Origin of the sequence: Enterobacter cloacae complex sp. BZL2005 (genome assembly GCF_049238885.1) — a bacterium.
Lineage (GTDB): Bacteria > Pseudomonadota > Gammaproteobacteria > Enterobacterales > Enterobacteriaceae > Enterobacter > Enterobacter roggenkampii.
Genome location: NZ_JBMKGI010000001.1, coordinates 72,690 through 94,621, shown reverse-complemented (window position 1 = coordinate 94,621; position 21,932 = coordinate 72,690). Strand labels below are relative to the sequence as shown.

Here is a 21,932-nt window from a genome sequence, read left to right as displayed (position 1 = left end):
CAACAGGAAGATGTGTCTATGAACCGTTATGTACTTACCGCATTATGTGCGATTTTTACCGCAGGCGCGCAGGCTGACCGCATTCGCCCGGATGTGGAAGTGAATGTGCCGCCGGAAGTGTTTACCTCCAGCGGCCAGAATCAAACGGTGCAACCCTGTAATCAGTGCTGCATCTATCAGAATCAGAACTACTCGGAAGGGGCCGTGGTGAAAGCGGAGGGCGTGCTGTTGCAGTGCCAGCGCGACGAGCGCGCCATCAGCACGAACCCGCTGGTCTGGCGTCGCGTAAAACAATAAACGCCTCCAGCAGGGGAATATCCGCGGGGGCTAAGGCGTAGCCAAACGCCTCTTCAGGCGTACACCACGCCAGCGCGCTGTGGTAGTGCGCCGTGAGCTCGCCGCTAAACGCAGGAACGTGCCAGGCGTGCAGGTTGATTAAGCGCTGCGAGACTACACGCTGGTGGCTTGCCACGTATTGCGCGGGCAGCGCTTCAATACCCAACTCTTCGCGCAGCTCGCGGATAAGCGCCTCGGGCTGGGTTTCACCCGCCTCGACTTTGCCGCCTGCAAATTCCCACATGCCCGGCTGGTCGGCGTGGGCAGGGCGCTGCGCCAGTAAAATTTTGTCGTCTTTTTCGATGATGGCGGCAACGACATCGAGTGTTTTCAGCATGGTCGTCAATAATTGATGGCGAAAAAAGACATATTATCGTGCCCTTTCTCAGAGTCCAGCTATCAGGAGAATCAGGTGAAAGAGACCACCGCCTGGGTTGCCCCTATCGAATCCCTTCCCGCCAGCCTTAAACCCATTGCCGTGATGCAGAAAAAGCATTTTGGCGCCGTGCTGAATCCCACGCGCTGGTGGGGGCGCATGCCGCGTCTGTTCTGGCTGGTGGCGCTGTTCGTCGGTTTTCTGGAGCGTCGTCGCGCGCGCCTGTCACCCGTGCTGCGTTCGCTGCTCATGACGCGGGTGTCCCAGCTCTGCCACTGCGCTTTCTGTATTGATGCCAACAGCCTGCGGCTGGCCGAGCGCTGCGGGGCGCTGGATAAGGTGCAGGCCGTGAGCGACTGGCAGGGTTCTGCCTTGTTCACGGAGCAGGAGCGCGCGGCGCTGGCCTACGCCGAGGCGGTGACCGCCACGCCGCCCCGGGCGGATGAGGCCATCAGAACGGCGCTGAAGCGCCACTTTACGGATGACGCCATCACCGAGATGACGGCGCTCATTGCCTTTCAGAATCTCTCTGCCCGCTTTAACGCCGCGCTGGATATTCCGGCGCAGGGGTTGTGCGCCACCTTTAACGAGACGCCCCATGCTTGATCGCCATTTTCACCCGCGGATAAAACCGGCTCTGAATCGTCTGGTCTCCGTGCTGGACAGGCCGGGCATCACGCCAGACGGATTGACCCTGACCGGGTTTGCCATCGGCGTGCTGGCGCTGCCGTTTCTGGCCCTCGGCTGGTATCCGGCGGCGCTGGTCGCCATCGTGCTTAACCGCCTGCTGGACGGTCTGGACGGGGCGCTGGCGCGCCGCAGAGGCCTGACCGATGCGGGGGGATTTCTCGATATCGCGCTCGACTTTCTGTTCTACGCCCTGGTGCCGTTTGGCTTTGCGCTGGCAGCACCGACGGAAAATGCGCTGGCAGCCGCCTGGCTGCTGTTCGCGTTTATCGGGACCGGCAGCAGTTTTCTGGCGTTTGCGGCCCTGGCCGCGAAGCACGACATCGACAACCCCGGCTATGCGCACAAGTCGTTTTATTACATCGGCGGGTTAACGGAAGGGACGGAGACCATCGCGCTGTTTGTGCTGTGCTGCCTTTTTCCTGCGCACTTTACGCTCTTCGCGTGGGTATTCGGCGCGCTGTGCTGGCTGACCACCACAACGCGCATCTGGAGCGGCTACGTGACGCTGAAGTCACTTAATCCTTAGCGCGCGCTTTCAGGCCCGCGCTCACCGGTCGTCACCGGGTTCTGCGGATGACTGCTCCATTCGTACCAGCCGCCGTCATAGACGGCGATATTCTTCCAGCCCATCGCCCGGGCGTACATAAAGGTTTCAGACGCCCGCCAGCCGGTGCCGCAGTAAAACGCGACGTGCTGTTCCGGCAGAATATTCCAGCGCTTCCACTGGGCGGCGATGTCGTCAGCGCTGCGCATGGTGCCATCCGGGTTATGGAAATCCTCCATGTGGGTGGCATCGCTGCCCGCGTGACCCCAGCGGGCACCGGCAATTTCACCTTTTGGCTTGATGTAGCTGTAGCCGCTGGTTTCGCCGATGAACTCCGGCCACGAGCGTATGCTGACCAGAGAGGCATCCTGACGGTGCAGCATGCCGCGCGCCTGTTCCATATCCACCATCAGCTGCGGCTGACCGGGGATCGGCGCGCCGAAATCGGGGGCGGGCGTCACTTTACCGGGCGTACCGCGCTCAACCGGCAGGCCTGCATCTGACCACGCCTTCCAGCCGCCGTCGAGAATACGCACATCCTTCACGCCCGCATACAGCATAATCTGCGCCACGCGCGCGGCGGCGTAGACGTCGCGGCCATACAAAATGACGGTGGTATCGTGACGGATCCCGTGCTTCGCCAGCATCGCTTTCAGCTTGTCGTCGGAGACTTTATTCCACAGCGGTTCGCTTTCCACCTCGTTGGTGTCGATATAGCCCGCGCCGGGAATGTGGTTCAGCAGGTAAAACTTCGGTGCACCCCAGGCGGCCTCAATCACTTTCCAGTCGCCCGCCGGTGCGGCAGCCACGGGTTTACCCTGCTGGAGCCGGTGGATCCACTGCGGGTAAACCAGCTGTTCAAAGTGAGGCAGACGCTGAAGGCGCTCGGGCGTCTGCAGAGCATCGCTGAGCAGCGAAACGTGGCGGTACCCGGCTTTCTCCAGGCGGGCTTTCACCGCCTGGTTATCGTTCTCGTCGCCGTACAGGGCGATGGTCGTCGCAGGGGTAAGCTGATGCTGTTTTGCCCACAGCGCAATCTGCTCGTCGCTCATGGCGCTGAGCCAGGCGGCAGCAAGGTTGAGCGCGGCGGTTTCATGCCCGGAGGGGCCGCCAAGCGTCTGCGGCCAGCCGTTATAGAAGGCGCTGGCGCGTGTGTCTACAGGCGTGCCGTGCTGTGCCTGAAGCTGAGACAGCGTGATGGCGTTGGGCATATCAGCCGCCAGCGAGGAAAAAGAAGCGAGGCCGCAGAGCAGGGCCAGCGCGGTCAGTTGAGAAACACGTTTCATCGAATAACCTGACGTCAGTAAAAGAGGGGGGCATTGTCGTCTCTCCCGAAACGGAAAACATTGCGTTAGCACATTATTGCCAGCGAGAAATCTCAATCAGCTCGCCGCCGGGTGGAATATCGTCCTCATCGTGCGTGACCAGCACCGCCGGAATATTGCGCGCACGGACGGTGTCAAATACCCATGCCCGAAACGTGGCCCGTAACGCTTTATCGAGGCGGCTGAACGGTTCATCCAGCAGCAGCGCCTGCGGCTCCGCGAGCAGGGCCCGCAGCAGGCTGACCCGGGCACGCTCCCCGCCGGAGAGGGTGGCCGGATCGCTGGCGTAATGGCCGCTCAGCCCGGCGGAATCCAGCGCCTGCGCGACCGCCTCCCGACGCGCGCGCCCGGCGATGCGCTCGGGCAGCGCCAGCAGCAAATTCTGCCCGACGCTGAACTGGTCGAACAGCAGCGCGTCCTGAAAGAGAATACCCAGCCCGCGGGACTCCACGGGAAGCGCGTCGCAGCGACGCGCGTCGAGCCACAGTTCGCCCCGCGCCTGGAAATCGTCTGACAGCGCGCCGACCATCCAGGCAAAAAGGGTCGACTTTCCGCTGCCGGACGGCCCCATCAGAGTGACGATCTCCCCGCGGGGCACGCAAAAACTGACCTCGCGGAAAAGCGGTTCGATGGTGAGATTTTTTACCTTCAGCATTAACGTAACCCTTGTCGGTAGCGGCCCACGAGCCGGGATAGCAGGGCGGCAAGACCAAATACCGTGCCCGTGACCAGCAGTAATCCCAGCGCCCGGTTAGCGAGAATCGGGATGCTGCCCCCGCTGCTGAGCGCGACGGTTTCGGTGGTCAGCGTGGCGAAACGCCCCGCGCCCAGCCACAGCGTCGGCATGTATTGCGCCATGCTGACGGAAAAGCCGGTGGCAAAGGCCAGTAGCGCAGGGCGCACCAGCAGCGGGCATTTCAACAGTAAAAAGATTTTTGTCCGCCGCCAGCCGAGCGTTCTGGCGGTGAGGATAAGCCGGGAATCGATCCGGCGCCAGGCGGGTTGCAGCACCAGCAGCATCCACGGCAATACCCACAGAAGGTGGCTCCAGAGCACGGCGGCGTAGTGCCCGTCGATGCCCAGGTGCAACGCAATGGCATACTGGCCGGTGACGAGCGGGAGGGCCGGAAGGGCGAGCGGTAACCATACCCACAGCGTGCCGCGCTGCGGGCCCCACTCCAGCCAGAGTAACCCGACGACCAGGGCAATCAGGGCTGAAAGCAGACCGAAGGAAAGGCTGGTTCCCACCGGGCCAACGTCATCCCGTTGCGCCAGCATCAGCAGTACCGCGGCGCACAGGACGCCGCAGGCGGGCAGAAACCCGCTCAGTGCCCGCTCAGGCAGCACGCGCTGCGACCGGGGACGCGTTCCGGTGAGGTCCGCAAGTGTGCGAACCCATGCCTTCCAGAGTCCGTATCCCAGAGCGGCAAGCGCGGCCAGCAGCAGAAGGAGAAGCAGGCACAGCAGCGTCCCTTTTGCCTGCTGCTGCGCGTCGCCCTGGCTTAACCACTGCCAGGCCAGCACGGCCAGGGTAGGCGGGTTGCCGGGCCCGAGAACGATCGCCACGTCCACGACCGACAGCGACCATGCCAGCACCGCCAGCATGACTGCCCCGAGGACGGGCGCGAGAGCTGGCAGAATCAGCCAGCTCAGCGTCTGAAAACGCCCGTAGCCGAGCGTCTGCAGGACGATCTTCTGCTGCGCGAGCCGTTTTTCCGGCAGTACGGCATAAATCGCCCACAGGACAAACGCGCTCTCTTTGACCGCGAGCGTCAGCCCCAGCCCGATGCCGTAGTGGTCAAACGGCGGCGAACAGACGGTGCAGACCTGATAAAACAGACCGCCCTCGGCAAACAGCAGTAGCGCGCCGGTGGCGAACGCCACATGGGGGATCGCCAGCAGCCACGGCAGGCGGGTTGTGAGACGTCGCCAGCGTTTACCGGGCCAGAGAAGGCTGACGAGGAGAAGGGCAATGAACAACGCCCCCAGCGTGGCGATGAGCGTTGAGACCAGCGTGGCGACGGCCGCCTGCGGGAGCTGCGGATCGTTCAGCAGCCGCTGCCAGTTTGTCAGCGAAAACGCCGGGGCAAGCAGCATGGCGCCGGCGGGCAGGATCGGCAGATAAATCACCGCCATCGCCAGCCAGACGAGCCCGCTCAGCGGGTGCCGTAACGACGCAGCCATTCCTGCTCCAGCGCGTTCACCCAGGCGGACTGCGGCTCGGCAAGCACCTCCGGCAGCCCCTGAGGCGTGTGGGCCAGCAGCTGTCTGGCTTCTTCTTCGGGCAGCGTTTTCGCATCCAGCACGCTCGGATCGCCCCAGATGGCCGGGTCAGCTTTACGGATCTGCGCCTGCGGCGACAGCAGGAAATTGGCGACTATTTTCGCTCCCGCGCTCGCGCTGGCGTTGGCCGGAATCGCCACAAAATGGACGTTGCCGAGCATCCCGCTCTGAAAACCAAAGCTATAGCTGTCGGCGGGCAGTTCGCCGCTCGCCACTTTCTGCTGCGCATGGGCCGGGTTAAAGGTCAGCGACAGATTCAGGCTGCCGCGGGCAAGCAGGGCATCCATCCGAGCAGGAGAAGGGGGAAAATCTTTCCCTTCGCGCCACAGCAGCGGGTGGAGCGTGTCCAGATAATCCCAGAGCGGGGCCGTGACCTCGGCAAAGGTGCTATCGGGGGCCTTTTGCAGCGCCTCCGGGTGAGCGGTTAGCGTCATCAGCAGCTGCTCAAGAAATGCCGTGCCGGTAAAATCGGGCGGGCGAGGATAGCTGATCTTGCCCGGATGCTGCTGCGCGTAAGCCAGCAGCGCCTGAGGATCCACAGGCGGCGTCGGCATGGTGGCTTTACGGGCGATAAAGGTCAGCTGCGCGCCGCCCCACGGCGATTCCGCGCCGTCTGTGGGGATAGCAAAATCCTCCGTAACCGGTTTGCGGCTATCAACATAGCGCCAGTTGGGCAACGTCTGCGCCCATCCGGTCTCCAGCAGGTTTGCCTCTTTCAGCGTGCGGAAGTTCTCGCCGTTAACCCACAGCAGGTCAACGGAGCCGTTGGTCTTACGTCCCGCGGCGGCTTCGGTCTGAATACGTTTTACCGCGTCGGCAGCATCCGCCAGCGGGACAATTTTAAGGGTAATGGCATAGTGCGTTTGCATCTCGCCGCTGACCCACTCCAGATAGCGGTTGACCGCCGGATCGCCGCCCCAGGCGTTAAACCAGACGGTCTGGCCTTTGGCCTGTTGCTGAATAGCCTGCCAGCCGTCGGCGGCATACAGAGGGGCCGCCAGCAGCAGCCCGGTCAGAAACGCGCAAAAACGCACACGGCGCATAATGCCTCACTTTTTAGCAGACGGGAGATAACGGGAAAACAGCCGGCGGGTGACCAACGGCAATAACCCCAGTAGTGTAAAGGCGAATAGCATGCCCGGCGACAAAATATCGCGCAGCGAGGTCACTTTTCCCAGCTCGCGCCCGGCGTTGAGAAAGACCACCGTCGCGGGCAGCATGGCGACCTGGCTGACCCACCAGTAGCGAAATACTCCCATGCGGGTCAGTCCCATCAGCAAATTCACCAGGAAAAACGGGAACAGCGGCATCAGGCGCAGGGCAAAAAGATAGCCCGCGCCGTCGCGCGCCATGCCGGTATTCACCGTACCCATCTGCCTGGCAAACCGCCGTTGCACCCAGTCGCGCAAAAGATAGCGGCTGGCGAGCATCGCCAGCGTGGCCCCAAGCGTGGAGGCAAACGAGACCAGCACGGTGCCTTCCCACAGGCTAAACAACGTCCCGCCCAGCAGGGTCAGGATCGCCGCGCCGGGGATCGAGAGGGCGGAGACCGCCACATAGACCGCAAAAAAGATCAGCGCGCTGCGCAGCGGCGAGTGGTCGACATAGGAGAGTAATGCCTGCTGGTGCGTTTTAATCCCTTCCAGGGAGAGGGTTCCCGGCGGAAGCATGATAAACACCAGAATAAAGGCGCCCAGAAGGGCGCACAGGAAGAGTGTTTTTGAAAGGTTCACGCGTCATTACAGCTTGAATTTAGCCCACACCGGCGCGTGGTCAGACGGTTTTTCCATGCTGCGGATGTCGTAGTCGATCCCGGTTTCGATGCAGCGCTCGGCCAGCGGGGAACTGGCCAGCAGCAGATCGATACGCAGGCCGCGGTTGTCGTCAAAGCCTTTGGAGCGGTAGTCAAACCAGGAGAAGCGATCCTGCGTTTCCGGGTTGGCATTGCGGAACGTATCCACCAGGCCCCAGCCCAGCAGGCGCTCCATCCACTCACGCTCTTCCGGCAGGAAGGAGCATTTGCCGGTGCGCAGCCAGCGTTTGCGGTTCTCTTCGCCAATACCGATATCGAGATCCGTCGGGCTGATATTCATGTCGCCCATGATCAGCACCGGATTCTCTTTTTTGAGTTCGGTGGTCAGGTAGTCCTGCAGATCCTGATAAAACTTCGCTTTCGCCGGGAATTTGGTCTCATGGTCACGGCTCTCACCCTGCGGGAAATAGCCGTTGATGACCGTGATATTGCCGATCGCAGAAGGGACTTCCGCCATGATAATGCGACGCTGCGCTTCTTCACCGTCGCCCGGGAAGCCGCGACGCACGGAGACCGGTGGCGCTTTGGTCAGCAGCGCGACGCCATAGTGACCTTTCTGGCCGTGATAAAAGACGTTGTAGCCGAGTTTCGCCACCTCTTCGAGGGGGAACATGTCGTCGTGAACCTTTGTCTCCTGCAGGCCGATCACATCTGGCTGATGTTGCTCAACGATAGCTTCAAGCTGATGAGGGCGGGCACGCAGGCCGTTGATATTAAAAGAGACAAATTTCATAGTCGCTGCCAGTGCAAGGTGAATAGTGCAAGGATGGTAGCAGAATTTGCGTCAACTGTTACCGGGTTCGACCAATAACTGCAACAGATAATGCCGGTGGTGCAATATTTGCACCATTCTGACGCGCTTCGCCCCCAAAGAGGGCGTAAATGGCCGATAAATTTCGCGAGCGATCACAATTCCAGAATTATATTTGGCCTGTGCATACTCTTTCTGATTTTCATGCGGCAAAGCGCCGCTTGTCGTAAAAATATTCACTTTTTATGCAATAATAGTGAATAACTCCATGTTGTAACTTATTGATATTCTGTTCTCTCAACCCGTTTATGCATTTTTATCGCTGGCTGGCACGAAGGCTGCAATCTACATTCACAGTGCAAACACTCAATTATTTAACATTCAAATAACCTTTTATTTACCGGATGAGGTCGCTATGTCTCTGTCAATTACGCGTGAAAATTTCGATGAATGGATGATGCCGGTTTACGCTCCGGCGGCTTTTATTCCGGTTCGTGGGGAAGGCTCGCGCCTGTGGGATCAGCAGGGTAAAGAGTATATCGACTTTGCCGGTGGGATTGCGGTGAACGCGCTGGGGCATGCGCACCCGGCGCTGCGTCAGGCGCTCAATGACCAGGCGGCGAAGTTCTGGCATACCGGCAACGGCTTTACCAACGAGCCTGCGCTGCGCCTGGCCAAAAAACTGATCGACGCGACGTTTGCCGAAAAAGTCTTTTTCTGTAACTCGGGGGCGGAAGCCAACGAAGCGGCGCTGAAGCTGGCGCGCAAATATGCGCACGATAAGTTTGGTACCCACAAGAGCGGTATCGTGGCGTTTAAAAATGCCTTCCACGGACGCACGCTCTTTACCGTCAGCGCGGGTGGCCAGCCTTCCTACTCGCAGGATTTCGCACCGCTGCCGCCGGATATCCGTCACGGTATTTATAACGATCTGCAGTCTGCCAGCGAGCTGATTAACGACACCACCTGTGCGGTGATCGTCGAGCCGATGCAGGGCGAGGGCGGCGTGCTTCCGGCGAAAAAAGAATTCCTGCAGGGGCTGCGCGAGCTGTGCGATCGTCATAACGCGGTGCTGATTTTCGACGAAGTCCAGACCGGCGTGGGCCGCACCGGCGAGCTGTATGCCTATATGCACTACGGCGTCACGCCGGACGTGCTGTCGACCGCCAAAGCGCTGGGCGGCGGCTTCCCGATTGGCGCGACGCTGACCACCGAGAAATTCGCCAGCGTGATGACCGTCGGTACCCACGGCACCACCTACGGCGGCAACCCGCTGGCCACTGCCGTTGCCGGACAGGTGCTCGACATCATTAATACCCCTGAGGTGCTGAAGGGCGTTAAGCAGCGCCACGACTGGTTTGTTGAGCGCCTGAATGCCATCAACGGCAAGGTTGGCCTGTTTAAAGAAATTCGCGGCCTGGGGCTGTTAATCGGCTGCGAGCTCACCGCTGAGTTTGCCGGAAAAGCTAAACTTATTTCACAGGAAGCGGCAAAAGTGGGCGTGATGGTGCTGATTGCCGGTGCCAACGTCGTGCGTTTTGCTCCCGCGCTGATTGTCAGCGAGGAAGAGGTGCAAACCGGTCTGGACCGCTTTGCGCTGGCGTGTGAAAAGGTGAAATCCGGGGTGTCATCATGATGGTCATCCGTCCCGTTGAGCGCGGCGATCTCGCCGGGCTCATGCAGCTTGCCGGTAAGACGGGAGGCGGGCTGACCTCGCTTCCTGCCGATGAAAAAACGCTGTCGGCGCGCATTGAGCGCGCCCTTCAAACCTGGCAGGGGACGTTGCCAAAAAGCGAACAGGGGTATGTGTTCGTGCTGGAAGACACCGACACGGGGACCGTGGCCGGGATCTGCGCCATTGAAGTGGCCGTCGGGCTTAACGACCCGTGGTACAACTACCGCGTCGGCACCATGGTTCATGCCTCGAAAGAGCTGAACGTCTATAACGCGCTGCCGACGCTGTTCCTCTGCAATGACCACACGGGCGCCAGCGAGCTTTGCACGCTGTTCCTCGACCCGGCGTGGCGCAAGGAGGGCAACGGCTATCTGCTCTCCAAATCGCGCTTTATGTTTATGGCCGCCTTCCGCGATCGCTTTAACGAAAAGGTGGTTGCGGAGATGCGCGGCGTGATCGACGACACCGGCTATTCACCGTTCTGGGAGAGCCTGGGCGAGCGCTTCTTCTCGATGGAGTTCAGCCGGGCGGACTATCTCTGCGGCACGGGTCAGAAAGCCTTTATTGCCGAACTGATGCCGAAGCATCCTATCTATACCCATTTCCTCAGCCCGGAAGCGCAGGCGGTGATCGGCGAAGTGCATCCGCAAACCGCGCCTGCCCGCGCGGTGCTGGAGAAAGAGGGCTTCCGCTACCGTAACTATGTCGACATCTTTGACGGCGGGCCCACGCTTGAGTGCGATATCGACCGCGTACGCGCGATCCGTAAGAGCCGGCTGGTTGAGGTCTCTGAAGGCCAGCCCGCGCCGGGCGACTGGCCCGCATGCCTGGTGGCGAACGAAAATTACGCCAACTTCCGTGCGATGCTGGTGCGGACCAACCCGAAATGTGAACGTCTGGTGCTGACGGCTGCAGAACTGGATGCCCTGAAATGTAACGCCGGCGATAAGGTTCGCCTGGTGCGTCTCTGCCCTGAGGAGAAAACAGCATGACATTATGGATTAACGGTGACTGGGTCACGGGCGAAGGCGAACAGCGCGTAAAGACCAATCCGGTAGGAAAAGAGGTGCTCTGGAAGGGGAACGACGCCAGCGCCGCGCAGGTGGAACAAGCCTGCCATGCCGCTCGCCGCGCGTTCCCGGCGTGGGCAAAACAGCCTTTCGCCGTGCGCCAGGCGCTTGTTGAAAAGTTTGCCGGGCTGCTGGAGGCAAATAAGGCCGAACTGACGCGCATCATCGCGTCTGAAACCAGTAAACCGCGCTGGGAAGCGGCAACCGAAGTGACAGCGATGATCAACAAAGTCGCCATTTCGGTGAAGGCGTACCACACCCGCACCGGCGAACAGCACACCGAGATGCCGGACGGCGCGGCCACGCTGCGCCACCGTCCGCACGGCGTGCTGGCGGTGTTTGGTCCGTACAACTTCCCGGGGCATCTGCCGAATGGCCACATTGTGCCCGCGCTGCTGGCGGGCAATACCGTGATTTTCAAGCCGAGCGAGCTCACCCCATTAACCGGCGAGGCGGTGGTTAAGCTGTGGGAACAGGCTGGCCTGCCGCCGGGCGTGCTGAACCTGGTGCAGGGCGGACGCGAAACCGGCCAGGCGCTGAGCGCGCTGAGCGATATCGACGGCCTGCTGTTTACCGGCAGCGCCGGGACGGGCTATCAGCTGCATCGCCAGCTGGCGGGGCAGCCGGAAAAAATCCTTGCTCTCGAGATGGGCGGCAACAACCCGCTGATTGTGGAAGACCCTGACGATATCGACGCCGCGGTGCACCTGACGATTCAGTCCGCCTTTATTACCGCCGGACAGCGCTGCACCTGCGCCCGCCGCCTGCTGGTGAAACGGAGCGCGCAGGGGGATGCGTTCCTCAAACGTCTGGTTGAGGTGAGCGCGCGTCTGGTGCCAGCCGCGTGGGATGCCGATCCGCAGCCGTTTATCGGCGGGCTGATTTCCGAGCAGGCCGCGCTGAACGTGCTGAAGGCCTGGCAGGACCACGTCGCGCGCGGCGCGAAAACCCTGCTCGAGCCGAAGCAGGTTCAGCCGGGTGCCTCGCTGCTGACGCCGGGCATCGTTGAGATGAGCGGCGCGAGCAACGTGCCGGATGAAGAGGTCTTTGGTCCGCTGCTGTGCGTCTGGCGCTATGACGATTTTGACGACGCCATCGCAATGGCCAATAACACCCGCTACGGTCTGTCGAGCGGGCTGATTTCGCCGCATCGCGAGAAGTTTGACCAACTGCTGCTGGAAGCGCGCGCCGGGATTGTGAACTGGAATAAACCGCTGACCGGGGCCGCGAGCACCGCGCCGTTCGGCGGCGTGGGCGCGTCGGGGAACCATCGCGCCAGCGCGTGGTATGCCGCCGATTACTGTGCCTGGCCGATGGCGAGCCTGGAAACCCCGGCGCTGACGCTGCCGGAGACGCTTAATCCGGGGCTGGACTTTACCGGAGGGGACCGTCATGAAAGCGCGTGAAGTCAACTTTGACGGGCTGGTGGGGCTGACGCACCACTACGCCGGTCTCTCTTTTGGAAATGAAGCCTCCACGAAGCACCGTTCTCAGGTTTCCAACCCGAAGCTGGCGGCGAAGCAGGGGCTGCTTAAGATGAAAGCGCTGGCGGATGCCGGTTTCCCGCAGGCGGTGATCCCGCCGCAGGAGCGTCCGAACGTGGCGGTACTGCGTCAGCTCGGCTTTAGCGGTACCGATGAGCAGGTGGTCGAAAAAGCGAGGACGCAGACGCCGCATCTGCTCTCGGCGGCAAGCTCCGCCTCTTCGATGTGGGTCGCCAACGCGGCCACCGTCGCGCCGTCAGCCGATACGCTGGATGGCAAAGTCCACCTGACGGTGGCGAACCTGAATAACAAGTTTCACCGCGCCACCGAAGCGGAAACCACCGAGCGCGTGCTGCGCGCCATTTTCAACCAGGACGCCCATTTCGCGGTGCATCAGGCCCTGCCGCAGGTGGCGATGTTTGGCGACGAAGGCGCGGCCAACCATAACCGCCTGGGGGGCGATTATGGCGAGCCGGGTGTGCAGCTGTTTATTTACGGGCGAGAAGAGGGGGGCCACGTCGCGCCAACCCGTTATCCTGCCCGTCAGACGCTGGCGGCCAGCCAGGCGGTTGCCCGCCTGAACCAGGTGAATCCTTCCCAGGTGATTTTTGCCCAGCAGAACCCGCATGTGATCGACCAGGGCGTGTTCCACAACGACGTGATTGCCGTTTCTAACCGCCAGGTGCTGTTCTGCCACGAGCAGGCGTTTGCCCATCAGGAAAAGCTGCTCGCCACGCTGCATGAGCGCGTGCGCGGCTTCACGCCTGTCCAGGTGCCAACGGAGGCGGTGAGCGTGCAGGACGCGGTTGAAACGTATCTGTTCAATAGCCAGCTGCTCAGCCGCGATGACGGCAGCATGATGCTGGTCCTGCCGCAGGAGTCCCGGGATCATCAGGGCGTATGGCGCTACCTGACCGAGCTGGTGAAGGCGGATAACCCGATTGACGAACTGCGCGTGTTTGACCTGCGTGAAAGCATGGCCAACGGCGGTGGTCCAGCCTGTTTACGTCTGCGCGTGGTCTTGACTCAGGACGAAATGCAGGCGGTTAATCCGGCGGTCATGATGAACGATACGCTCTTTACGCGCCTGAATGACTGGGTCGATCGCTACTATCGCGACCGTCTAACGCAGGCCGATCTGGTTGACCCGCAGCTTCTGCGCGAAGGTCGCGAGGCGCTGGACGCGTTGTCGACAATCCTGCAGCTGGGATCGGTTTATCCGTTCCAGCGCTAAAGGAGTGGGTATGGAAAATTTACTGGCGCTGACCCTGGCCGATGAAACGCCGGAACAGAAAGAGGGGGATGGCCCCTCATTTCGCTGGCGGTGGCTGGGGCGCGGGGTGCTTGAGCTGACGCCGACCGCAAAGAGCGATCTCTCGCTGCTGCTTTCAACGGGCATTCACGGGAATGAAACGGCGCCCGTTGAGATTGTCGATCTGCTGCTGCGCGCGCTGTATCGCAATGAAATTGCCCTGAAGTGCCGCGTGCTGGTGGTGCTCGGCAATCCCCCTGCGCTGGCGCAAAATAAACGGTATCTGGTGAGCGACATTAACCGCATGTTCGGCGGGCGCTGGTCGCAGTTTCCGCAGAGTGACGAAACGGCGCGGGCAGCGTGGCTGGAGAACGTGGTGACCGCGTTCTTTGCCGCTGCGGGTCCCGTGCGCTGGCATCTGGATCTGCATACGGCCATCCGCGCGTCCTACCATGTCCGCTTCGGCGTTCTGCCGCAGCGCAATCAGCCGTGGGAGGAAGATTTCCTGAGCTGGCTGGGAGATGCCGGGCTGGAGGCGCTGGTGTTTCACCAGTCGCCGGGCGGAACCTTTACGCACTTCACCTGTGAGCACTTTGGTGCGTTGTCCTGTACGCTGGAGCTGGGGAAAGCGCTGCCGTTTGGGGAAAACGATCTCACCCGCTTTGCGCCAACGCATCTCGCCCTGCGGGCGCTGCTGGGCGGGTCGGCTCCCGAGCCTACGCACCAGACCGTTGAGCGTTACCGGGTCGTACAGCAGATCACGCGCCGCAGCGACGCCTTCCTGCTCCACATGGCCGCACATACCCTCAACTTCACCCCGTTCCGCAAAGGGGCGCTGCTGGCTGAGGACGGTGAGGAACGTTACGAGGTGCAGAAAACCACCGAGTATGTTTTATTCCCTAACCCAACCGTCGCGTTTGGCCTGCGTGCCGGGCTGATGCTGGAAAAAATATCCTGAACCTTTCCCCTCTCATCATCCGGGAGGGGAAGTTAAATACCGTTTCTTAGCAATTAAAGCGCGTGAACGTGTTTTGCAGAATATTCCTGGTGAATTGCTTTATTATTCACCTTCACTCCGTTATACTTCTGCTAAATCGCTTTAAAATCATCGCATTGAATATTTTTGGTTGCAACTCTCCACGCTTTATCCTTATTTCCTCCACATTTGGCGAAAATTTGTTTTTTACACTTTCATTGTTTTACCGTTGCTCTGACTAATTGACGATAAACCCCGTAAAGTTAATCTCGTCAACACGGCATAGCGCCGAAGAATAACTGAAAGAAAGGAAATAAATTATGCGTAAGTTTACTGCACTGTTTGTTGCTTCTACCCTGGCTCTGGGCGCTACCAGCATGGCGTTCGCCGCAGATACTGCGACCACTACCGCTGCCGCGCCTGCTGAAGGCAAAATGATGATGCATCATAAAGGCCCGGGTATGCACAACGAGATGATGATGTTTAAGGATCTCAACCTGACGGATGCGCAGAAACAGCAGATCCGCGATATCCGGAAGAGCGAACGTGAGCAGATGAAGCGTCCGCCGCTGGAAGAGCGTCGTGCCATGCATGACATCATCGCCAGCGACAGCTTCGACAAGGCGAAAGCCGAAGCGCAGATCGACAAAATGGCCGAGCAGCACAAAGCCCGCATGCTGGCTCACCTGGAAACCCAGAACAAAATCTACAACATTCTGACCCCGGACCAGAAAAAACAATTTAATGCGAATTTTGAGAAGCGTCTGACAGAACGTCCGGCGATGGAAGGTAAAATGCCAGCACCGACCGAATAATCGGTTCACTCTCTTAAGACCGCCGGGATCCTGTCCACAAAAGCGCAAACGCTGTGGACAGGACCGGCGGTTTTTCTTTCCTGCCCTCTTGTCTGCCGCCGCCAGCGCGGTATGCTCCTGTAGTCGCATCAGAGAATGTTTGTAGAGTCATGGCGTTAGAATTTTTATTAACGTTCCGCTAAGGCCTGCCCGCTCTGCTGCCGATACTGTGTTGTGAATACCTAACGATAACAAACAAGACAGCAACGATAGCAATATCCTTGCCCTGGCACGGGTTGTGCCATTCAGGAGTGGTGATGGAGTTCTTTGATATCCGTAAGATGCCGGTCAGCCTCTGGCGCAATGGTGCGGGTGAAACGCGTGAGATTTGTTGTTTCCCTCCCGCAACGCGCGATTTTCACTGGCGCGCCAGTATCGCGACTATCGCCAGCAATGGCGAATTTTCCTCTTTTCCCGGCGTCGATCGGGTAATTACCTTGCTGGAAGGCGGGGAGGTGACGCTGGATGCGGGCCAGGCGTTCTTCCATACCCTGAAGCACCATCAGCCCTACAGCTTTGCCGGCGACCTGCCGGTGAAAGCGCTGCTGTCCGATGGGCGGATGGTGATGGACTTTAACATTATGACCCGTCGCGAATGCTGTCGGGCGAAGGTGCGCGTGGCTGACCGTACCTTTACCACCTTTGGCACACGCGGGGGCGTGGTGTTTGTGTTAAGCGGGGCGTGGCAGCTGGGTGATAAATTGCTGACGGCCGATCAGGGCGCCAGCTGGGAGGAGGGTACCCATACGCTGCGTCTGCTGGAGGCTCAGGGTACCTTATTGTTCAGCGAAATCACGTGGCTGCCAGGCCATTGAGCTCAATGATTTCAAACTTACCGGCCAGGACAGGTTTACAGAGAATTTTGTAGCCATCGTGGTCAAATCCGGCGGGCGTGCGCAGCAGGGTTGCCGCGTCGTTGATATCGTCGACAGCGCCCAGCCAGAACCAGTTATTGACGATGTGATATTGGGTCATCGCGTCACCCACTTCTTTGAGCGCAACGGCGCTTTCCCAGGGCCAGCACTTCACGCTGATGGCCGCCAGACCGGCGAGGAGCCGGGCGTGGTGCGCCTCAACGCTCTCTTTCCCACAGCAGGCACCGGCACAGCGCTTCAGCGCGGATCGGAAACAGGCGCGTCCGCGCGTGGTCGCCTCAAGGCCCAAAAGGCTGTAGCAAAGCTGGAGTTCGTCCGCCAGCGTCTGCAGCGCCTGAAGTGCCGCACGTTTATTGGCGAACAGTCCATAGAGATTCGGGGCATGAGAAAAATCGACGTCGCGCGCGTAGACGACCTGCGGCTTGCCCTCGTTGATCTGCAGGGAGCAGAGCTGACGGTTGCGGCGCAGGCGCTTGTTGAACAGCGGCTGTTGTTCTTTTATCAACCGCGCCTCCAGCAACAGCGCGCCCATTTCTCCCGCCGTCTGGAACCAGGTAATGCGTCGCGACTGGCGCAGCATGGCGGCCTCGTCCGGGGTACGCAGATGGGATAACACCCGACTGCGAATGTTAACGCTCTTGCCGATGTAAAGCGGCAGCGTGTCGCTTTCACCGTGAAAGATGTACACGCCCGGCTGTTTAGGCAGTGCCTCAAGCCAGGGGCGAAGGTGCTCGGGGTATTCGTAGATAGCCGCCGCTTCAAACTCAAGACGCGGGGCGGATTGACGCCTGCTCACATACTGCTCCATATACTGTTCAGGCATACAGTGTAGCAGAGAGGGTTTGGTTAAAAAAGAGCCGGGTGGCGGCGACGCCTTACCCGGCCTACAAAACGGGGTTACCGTTTTGCGTTTATTTCCAGAAGTCGTCAAACACCGTAATTGGCGTGTGGCGCTTGTGCTCGGTTTTCAGATACCAGCCTTCGATGATCTTTGCGGTGCCTTCATCCAGCTTTTTGCCTTCCAGATAATCATCAATGTTGTCGTAGGTGACGCCAAGAGCCGCTTCATCCGGCAGGGAAGGGCGATCGTCTTCAAGGTCCGCTGTCGGCGCTTTCTTATACAGATGCTCAGGGCAGCCCAGCGCGGCCAGCAGCTGCTTACCCTGACGCTTGTTCAGGCGGAAGATCGGGTTGATGTCGGTGCCGCCGTCGCCATATTTGGTGAAGAAACCGGTGATCGCTTCCGCCGCATGGTCGGTGCCGACCACGACGCCTTTGGTCATCCCGGCGATGCTGTACTGCGCTTTCATGCGCTCGCGTGCCTTTTCATTGCCGCGAACGAAATCGCTCAGCTCAATGCCCGCTTCGCGTAACGCCTGCTCGCTTGCCAGCACCGAGCCTTTAATATTCACGGTCAGCACGCGGTCAGGCTGAATGAAGGCGATTGCATCCTGGCAATCCTGCTCGTCTGCCTGTACGCCGTAAGGAAGGCGCACAGCGATAAACTGCAGCGTCTCATCGCCCGTCTCTTCGCGGAGCTCTGAAATTGCCATCTGGCAGAGCTTACCGGTCAGCGTTGAATCCTGGCCGCCGCTGATGCCCAGCACCAGAGATTTCAGGAAAGAGTTCTTCTTTAAATACGCTTTTAAAAAATCCACGCTGCGGCGGATCTCTTCATTTGCATCTACCGCAGGCTTCGCGCCCAGCGCCTGGATAATCTCTTGTTGCAGAGTCATCACGCTCTCCATAAACAGAATGTGTTAACTGTTAAAACTAACCCTTTGGACGTAAAACGACAAGGATCACAGTTTCGAGTGCGCTAATTTGCGCCGTTTTAGCAGGTTATCGTTGTTTTATTAGAATTTTCCGAAATTCGTCTGGCGTAACGCACAAAGTTGAACAATAGTACTTTTTATCCCATGCTTAGATAACACGCTGATAAACAAGAGGACGGAATATGAACAAGAACGTAGCAGGAATTCTTAGCGCAGCGGCGGTACTGACTATGCTGGCAGGGTGTACGGCTTACGATCGCACCAAGGATCAGTTTACGCAGCCCGTAGTAAAAGATGTCAAAAAAGGGATGACCCGTTCGCAGGTCGCTGCGATTGCCGGTAAACCTTCTTCCGAAGTTACCATGATTCATGCGAAAGGGACCTGCCAGACCTACATCCTGGGTCAACGTGATGGTAAGGCAGAAACCTACTTTGTCGCCCTGGATGATACCGGTCATGTGATCAACTCCGGCTATCAGACCTGTGCTGAATACGACACTGACCCGCAGGCACCTAAGGCGTAGTCACCCTGCTTGCCTGAGGATGTTAACAAACCGGCCCTGAGGCCGGTTTTTTTATGCATCGGAAAATCTTATTTCTTTTCGCGAATTATTTGCCCGAAATGTGAGGGTAGTCAACAAGCCAGGTCAATGAGAGACAATTTGAGTCTGTTCAGAATTATCCCCTGTCTGTACCATTGCGTATACTCACTCCAACGATAAACAACAGTACGCAAACTACCTGTCTGCCGGGACAGCGAGTCGAGTGAGAACGCGACGGCAGGTAGTCATACAAGAGGGAAATTACGATGGAAAAGAAACATATCTACCTGTTCTGCTCAGCGGGCATGTCAACCTCGCTTCTGGTGTCAAAGATGCGTGCGCAGGCTGAAAAGTATGAAGTCCCTGTGGTGATCGAAGCGTTCCCTGAAACGCTGGCGGGCGAAAAAGGTCAGACAGCCGATGTTGTTTTACTGGGACCGCAAATTGCCTATATGTTGCCCGAAATTCAACGACTGTTACCCAATAAACCGGTCGAAGTGATCGACTCGGGGCTGTACGGCAAGATTGATGGTTTAGGTGTTCTTAAAGCTGCTGTGGCAGCGATTAAAAAAGCTGCTAATTAATTTTTATTTTTCCCGTCAAAGAGTTATTTCACACACAATACGCCGTAACATGCGTTACGGCATTTAAGGGTATTTTCCTATGAGTAAAGTCATCGCTTCACTTGAAAAGGTACTCCTTCCTTTTGCTGTTAAAATAGGAAAGCAGCCTCACGTTAATGCCATCAAAAACGGCTTTATTAAATTAATGCCGTTGACGCTGGCCGGGGCCATGTTCGTTTTAATTAACAACGTTTTTCTGAGCTTTGGTGAAGGTTCCTTCTTTTATTCATTAGGAATTCGGTTAGACGCTTCCACAATTGAAACCCTTAATGGTTTTAAAGCCATCGGCGGCAACGTCTATAACGGTACGTTGGGGATTATGTCGCTGATGGCGCCTTTCTTTATTGGGATGGCGCTGGCAGAAGAGCGTAAGGTGGACCCGCTGGCCGCCGGGTTATTATCCGTCGCCGCCTTTATGACAGTGACCCCGTACAGCGTCGGTGAAGCCTATGCTGTGGGCGCCAACTGGTTGGGTGGGGCTAACATCATCTCCGGTATTGTTATCGGCCTGGTGGTGGCAGAGATGTTCACCTTTATTATCCGTCGCAACTGGGTGATCCGCCTGCCGGATAGCGTACCGGCCTCCGTTTCCCGTTCATTTTCCGCGTTGATTCCAGGCTTCATTATTCTCTCTATTATGGGGATTATCGCCTGGGCGCTCTCCCACTGGGGCACAAACTTCCACCAGATCATCATGGACTCTATCTCTACGCCGCTGGCGTCTATGGGTGGCGTGGTCGGTTGGGCGTACGTGATTTTCACCTCTCTGCTGTGGTTCTTTGGCGTGCATGGTTCACTGGCACTGGCCGCGCTGGACAGCGGAATTATGACCCCGTGGGCACTGGAAAACGTTGCACTTTATCAGCAGTACGGCTCCGTTGACGCGGCGCTGGCAGCGGGTAAAACTTTCCATGTGTGGGCGAAGCCGATGCTTGACTCCTATATCTTCCTGGGCGGTACCGGGGCAACCTTGGGTCTGATCATCGCGGTCTTTATTGTCTCTCGTCGCGCAGACTACCGTCAGGTCGCGAAGCTGGCGCTGCCATCAGGCATCTTCCAGATTAACGAACCGATTCTGTTCGGTCTGCCAATCATCATGAACCCGGTCATGTTCATTCCGTTCATCCTGGTTCAGCCGCTGCTGGCCGCTATCACCCTGACGGCGTATTACATGGGCATCATTCCTCCGGTCACCAACATTGCACCGTGGACCATGCCAGCGGGTCTGGGCGCCTTCTTCAACACCAACGGCAGCGTTGCAGCCTTCCTGCTGGCGATATTTAACCTCGGGATTGCCACCCTGCTGTACATGCCGTTCGTGGCGATTGCGAACAAAGCCGCCACCATCATTGATGAAGAAGAGAGCGAAGAGGATATCGCCCTCTCACTGAAATTCTAAGATTGACGGCGCGGGGAAACCCGCGCCAGCCACAAGGAGCTTAAAAATGTTAGATTTGGATAATATTGTCGCAGACGAAGCCGTCGAGAACGATCTCGAAGAAGTGGTGATGGGGCTTATCATCAACTCCGGGCAGGCCCGCAGCCTGGCCTACGCCGCGCTGAAGCAGGCCAAGCAGGGGGATTTTGCCGCGGCGAAAACCATGATGGAACAGTCGCGCACGGCGCTGAACGAAGCGCACCTGGTGCAGACGAAGCTGATTGAAAGCGATCAGGGCGAAGGGAAGATGAAGGTCAGCCTGGTGCTGGTCCACGCGCAGGATCACCTGATGACCTCGATGCTGGCACGCGAGCTGGTGGCGGAGCTCATTGAGCTTCACGAGAAGATGCAGTAAGTCAGACTGAGTAGCAGGAGGTCAGCACGATGGAAATTAAAACCGCACTTGAACAGCAGCTGTTTAATGGCAAAAATTTTCACGTGGTTATCTACAACAAAACGGAGAGCGCCAGTGGTCTGCATCAGCATGACTACTACGAGTTCACGATTGTTCTGACCGGCCGCTACTACCAGGAGATCAACGGTAAGCGCGTTCTGCTTGAACGAGGGGATTTTGTCTTCCTGCCGATGGGATCTTATCACCAGAGCTTTTACGAATTTGGTGCCACCCGTATTCTGAATGTGGGCGTCAGCAGACGTTTCTTCGAGAAGCATTATCTGCCGCTGGTGCCGTTCTGTTTTGTGGCCTCCCAGGTTTATCGCGTCAAAAACGAGTTCATGACCTGGATTGAAACGGTTATCGCCTCGCTTAACTTCCGCGACAATGAATTTGATGAATTTATTGAAACGGTGACCTTCTACGTGATGAACCGACTGCGCCATCATCGTGAAGAGCAGCAGGTGACGGATGATATTCCGCAATGGCTGCGCAGCACCGTTGAGCTGATGCACGATAAAATCCAGTTCAGCGAAAATGCGCTGGAAAATATGGTCTCCCTGTCGGGCAAATCCCAGGAATATCTGACCCGCGCGACGCAGCGTTATTACCGTAAAACGCCCGTGCAAATTATTAATGAAATCCGCATTAATTTTGCTAAAAAACAGCTGGAAATTACCAACTATTCTGTCACCGATATTGCATACGAGTCAGGATACAGCAGCCCCAGCCTGTTTATTAAAACCTTTAAGAAATTGACGTCATTCACACCGAACAGTTACCGGAAAAATTTGACGGTAATTAATTAACTGTCGGCGGATTACCCGCCACGAATATTGCTTTAATGGCTTGCCCA

24 protein-coding genes are annotated in these 21,932 nt (G+C 58.4%); 15 read left to right on the top strand and 9 right to left on the bottom strand.

The annotated features are described in order from the left end of the window. The first annotated feature begins 18 nt into the window (after positions 1–18). Positions 19–297: a DUF1496 domain-containing protein gene (locus ACOTXI_RS00490; protein WP_047071384.1), complete on the top strand. Its 279-nt coding sequence runs from the start codon at positions 19–21 to the stop codon at positions 295–297. On the opposite strand, the gene ACOTXI_RS00485 is transcribed toward ACOTXI_RS00490, so the two are convergent. Then, positions 257–673 carry a pyrimidine (deoxy)nucleoside triphosphate diphosphatase gene (locus tag ACOTXI_RS00485; protein WP_058654570.1) on the bottom strand — a complete coding sequence of 139 codons (417 nt, stop codon included), beginning with the start codon at positions 671–673 and terminating at the stop codon, positions 257–259. The genes ACOTXI_RS00490 and ACOTXI_RS00485 overlap by 41 nt on opposite strands. A 75-nt stretch (positions 674–748) precedes the next feature. Between ACOTXI_RS00485 and ACOTXI_RS00480 the strand changes: the two genes are divergently transcribed. Beyond that, complete coding sequence (locus ACOTXI_RS00480; RefSeq protein ID WP_058654569.1) at positions 749–1,318, top strand: carboxymuconolactone decarboxylase family protein; 570 nt, start codon at positions 749–751, stop codon at positions 1,316–1,318. Next, positions 1,311–1,928 carry a CDP-alcohol phosphatidyltransferase family protein gene (locus ACOTXI_RS00475; RefSeq protein ID WP_046091713.1) on the top strand — a complete coding sequence of 206 codons (618 nt, stop codon included), beginning with the start codon at positions 1,311–1,313 and terminating at the stop codon, positions 1,926–1,928. The genes ACOTXI_RS00480 and ACOTXI_RS00475 overlap by 8 nt, the downstream gene beginning before the upstream one ends. Here ACOTXI_RS00475 and ACOTXI_RS00470 read toward each other — a convergent pair. The 6 genes from ACOTXI_RS00470 to xthA form a co-directional block, all read right to left on the bottom strand. Then, positions 1,925–3,232, bottom strand: coding sequence for a sulfurtransferase (locus tag ACOTXI_RS00470; protein WP_058654568.1), 1,308 nt, complete (start codon positions 3,230–3,232; stop codon positions 1,925–1,927). The two genes, ACOTXI_RS00475 and ACOTXI_RS00470, sit on opposite strands and share 4 nt — an antisense overlap. Positions 3,233–3,305: 73 nt before the next feature. Further along, positions 3,306–3,926 carry an ATP-binding cassette domain-containing protein gene (locus ACOTXI_RS00465; RefSeq protein WP_021241061.1) on the bottom strand — a complete coding sequence of 207 codons (621 nt, stop codon included), beginning with the start codon at positions 3,924–3,926 and terminating at the stop codon, positions 3,306–3,308. Then, positions 3,926–5,455 (bottom strand): hypothetical protein, encoded by a 1,530-nt coding sequence (locus tag ACOTXI_RS00460; RefSeq protein ID WP_058654567.1) that lies wholly within the window; start codon positions 5,453–5,455, stop codon positions 3,926–3,928. Before ACOTXI_RS00460 ends, ACOTXI_RS00465 begins: the two co-directional genes overlap by 1 nt. Further along, entirely contained in the window at positions 5,428–6,588 is a 1,161-nt protein-coding gene (locus tag ACOTXI_RS00455) for an ABC transporter substrate-binding protein (protein ID WP_058654743.1), read from the bottom strand. The genes ACOTXI_RS00460 and ACOTXI_RS00455 overlap by 28 nt, the downstream gene beginning before the upstream one ends. A gap of 15 nt (positions 6,589–6,603) precedes the next feature. Next, the gene (locus ACOTXI_RS00450) at positions 6,604–7,224 is read right to left on the bottom strand and encodes a TVP38/TMEM64 family protein (protein ID WP_227009863.1); all 621 of its coding nucleotides are present in this window, start codon (positions 7,222–7,224) and stop codon (positions 6,604–6,606) included. 69 nt (positions 7,225–7,293) lie between these two features. Then, on the bottom strand, positions 7,294–8,100 hold the full coding sequence (gene xthA, locus ACOTXI_RS00445) for an exodeoxyribonuclease III (RefSeq protein WP_008500688.1): 807 nt from the start codon (positions 8,098–8,100) through the stop codon (positions 7,294–7,296). A gap of 433 nt (positions 8,101–8,533) precedes the next feature. Here xthA and astC point away from each other — a divergent pair, with 433 nt between their 5' ends. The 7 genes from astC (at position 8,534) to ves (ending at position 16,244) form a co-directional block, all read left to right on the top strand. Next, a complete protein-coding gene (gene astC / locus ACOTXI_RS00440) occupies positions 8,534–9,754 on the top strand; it encodes a succinylornithine/acetylornithine transaminase (RefSeq protein ID WP_023327160.1) in 1,221 nt (406 codons plus the stop codon). After that, on the top strand, positions 9,751–10,785 hold the full coding sequence (gene astA, locus ACOTXI_RS00435; RefSeq protein WP_008500686.1) for an arginine N-succinyltransferase: 1,035 nt from the start codon (positions 9,751–9,753) through the stop codon (positions 10,783–10,785). The genes astC and astA overlap by 4 nt, the downstream gene beginning before the upstream one ends. After that, entirely contained in the window at positions 10,782–12,269 is a 1,488-nt protein-coding gene (gene astD, locus ACOTXI_RS00430; protein WP_023292685.1) for a succinylglutamate-semialdehyde dehydrogenase, read from the top strand. Before astA ends, astD begins: the two co-directional genes overlap by 4 nt. Continuing rightward, a complete protein-coding gene (gene astB / locus ACOTXI_RS00425) occupies positions 12,256–13,581 on the top strand; it encodes an N-succinylarginine dihydrolase (RefSeq protein ID WP_058654565.1) in 1,326 nt (441 codons plus the stop codon). The genes astD and astB overlap by 14 nt, the downstream gene beginning before the upstream one ends. Positions 13,582–13,591: 10 nt before the next feature. After that, positions 13,592–14,557, top strand: coding sequence for a succinylglutamate desuccinylase (gene astE, locus ACOTXI_RS00420; protein ID WP_032674585.1), 966 nt, complete (start codon positions 13,592–13,594; stop codon positions 14,555–14,557). Positions 14,558–14,895: 338 nt separating this feature from the next. Beyond that, a complete protein-coding gene (spy, locus tag ACOTXI_RS00415; RefSeq protein WP_058654564.1) occupies positions 14,896–15,390 on the top strand; it encodes an ATP-independent periplasmic protein-refolding chaperone Spy in 495 nt (164 codons plus the stop codon). Positions 15,391–15,686: 296 nt separating this feature from the next. Beyond that, positions 15,687–16,244: an environmental stress-induced protein Ves gene (gene ves / locus ACOTXI_RS00410; RefSeq protein WP_058654563.1), complete on the top strand. Its 558-nt coding sequence runs from the start codon at positions 15,687–15,689 to the stop codon at positions 16,242–16,244. Here the strand turns inward: ves and cho are convergent. Together cho and nadE are read right to left on the bottom strand one after the other, a co-directional pair. Beyond that, complete coding sequence (gene cho, locus ACOTXI_RS00405) at positions 16,222–17,112, bottom strand: excinuclease Cho (RefSeq protein ID WP_227009862.1); 891 nt, start codon at positions 17,110–17,112, stop codon at positions 16,222–16,224. The two genes, ves and cho, sit on opposite strands and share 23 nt — an antisense overlap. 103 nt (positions 17,113–17,215) lie before the next feature. Further along, positions 17,216–18,040, bottom strand: a complete 825-nt coding sequence (nadE, locus tag ACOTXI_RS00400) for an ammonia-dependent NAD(+) synthetase (protein WP_008500678.1) — start codon at positions 18,038–18,040, stop codon at positions 17,216–17,218. A 221-nt stretch (positions 18,041–18,261) separates the two neighbouring features. On the opposite strand from nadE, the gene osmE reads away from it, so the two are divergent. The 5 genes from osmE to chbR all read left to right on the top strand — a co-directional run bounded on the left by osmE (position 18,262) and on the right by chbR (position 21,885). Next, on the top strand, positions 18,262–18,603 hold the full coding sequence (osmE, locus tag ACOTXI_RS00395) for an osmotically-inducible lipoprotein OsmE (protein ID WP_008500677.1): 342 nt from the start codon (positions 18,262–18,264) through the stop codon (positions 18,601–18,603). A gap of 284 nt (positions 18,604–18,887) precedes the next feature. Beyond that, a complete protein-coding gene (gene chbB / locus ACOTXI_RS00390; protein ID WP_008500676.1) occupies positions 18,888–19,205 on the top strand; it encodes a PTS N,N'-diacetylchitobiose transporter subunit IIB in 318 nt (105 codons plus the stop codon). 79 nt (positions 19,206–19,284) lie between these two features. Further along, positions 19,285–20,643 carry a PTS N,N'-diacetylchitobiose transporter subunit IIC gene (chbC, locus tag ACOTXI_RS00385; protein WP_008500675.1) on the top strand — a complete coding sequence of 453 codons (1,359 nt, stop codon included), beginning with the start codon at positions 19,285–19,287 and terminating at the stop codon, positions 20,641–20,643. Positions 20,644–20,689: 46 nt separating this feature from the next. After that, on the top strand, positions 20,690–21,037 hold the full coding sequence (gene chbA / locus ACOTXI_RS00380; protein ID WP_021241072.1) for a PTS N,N'-diacetylchitobiose transporter subunit IIA: 348 nt from the start codon (positions 20,690–20,692) through the stop codon (positions 21,035–21,037). A 29-nt stretch (positions 21,038–21,066) separates the two neighbouring features. Beyond that, positions 21,067–21,885, top strand: coding sequence for a transcriptional regulator ChbR (chbR, locus tag ACOTXI_RS00375; RefSeq protein ID WP_058654561.1), 819 nt, complete (start codon positions 21,067–21,069; stop codon positions 21,883–21,885). The last annotated feature ends 47 nt before the right edge of the window (positions 21,886–21,932 follow it).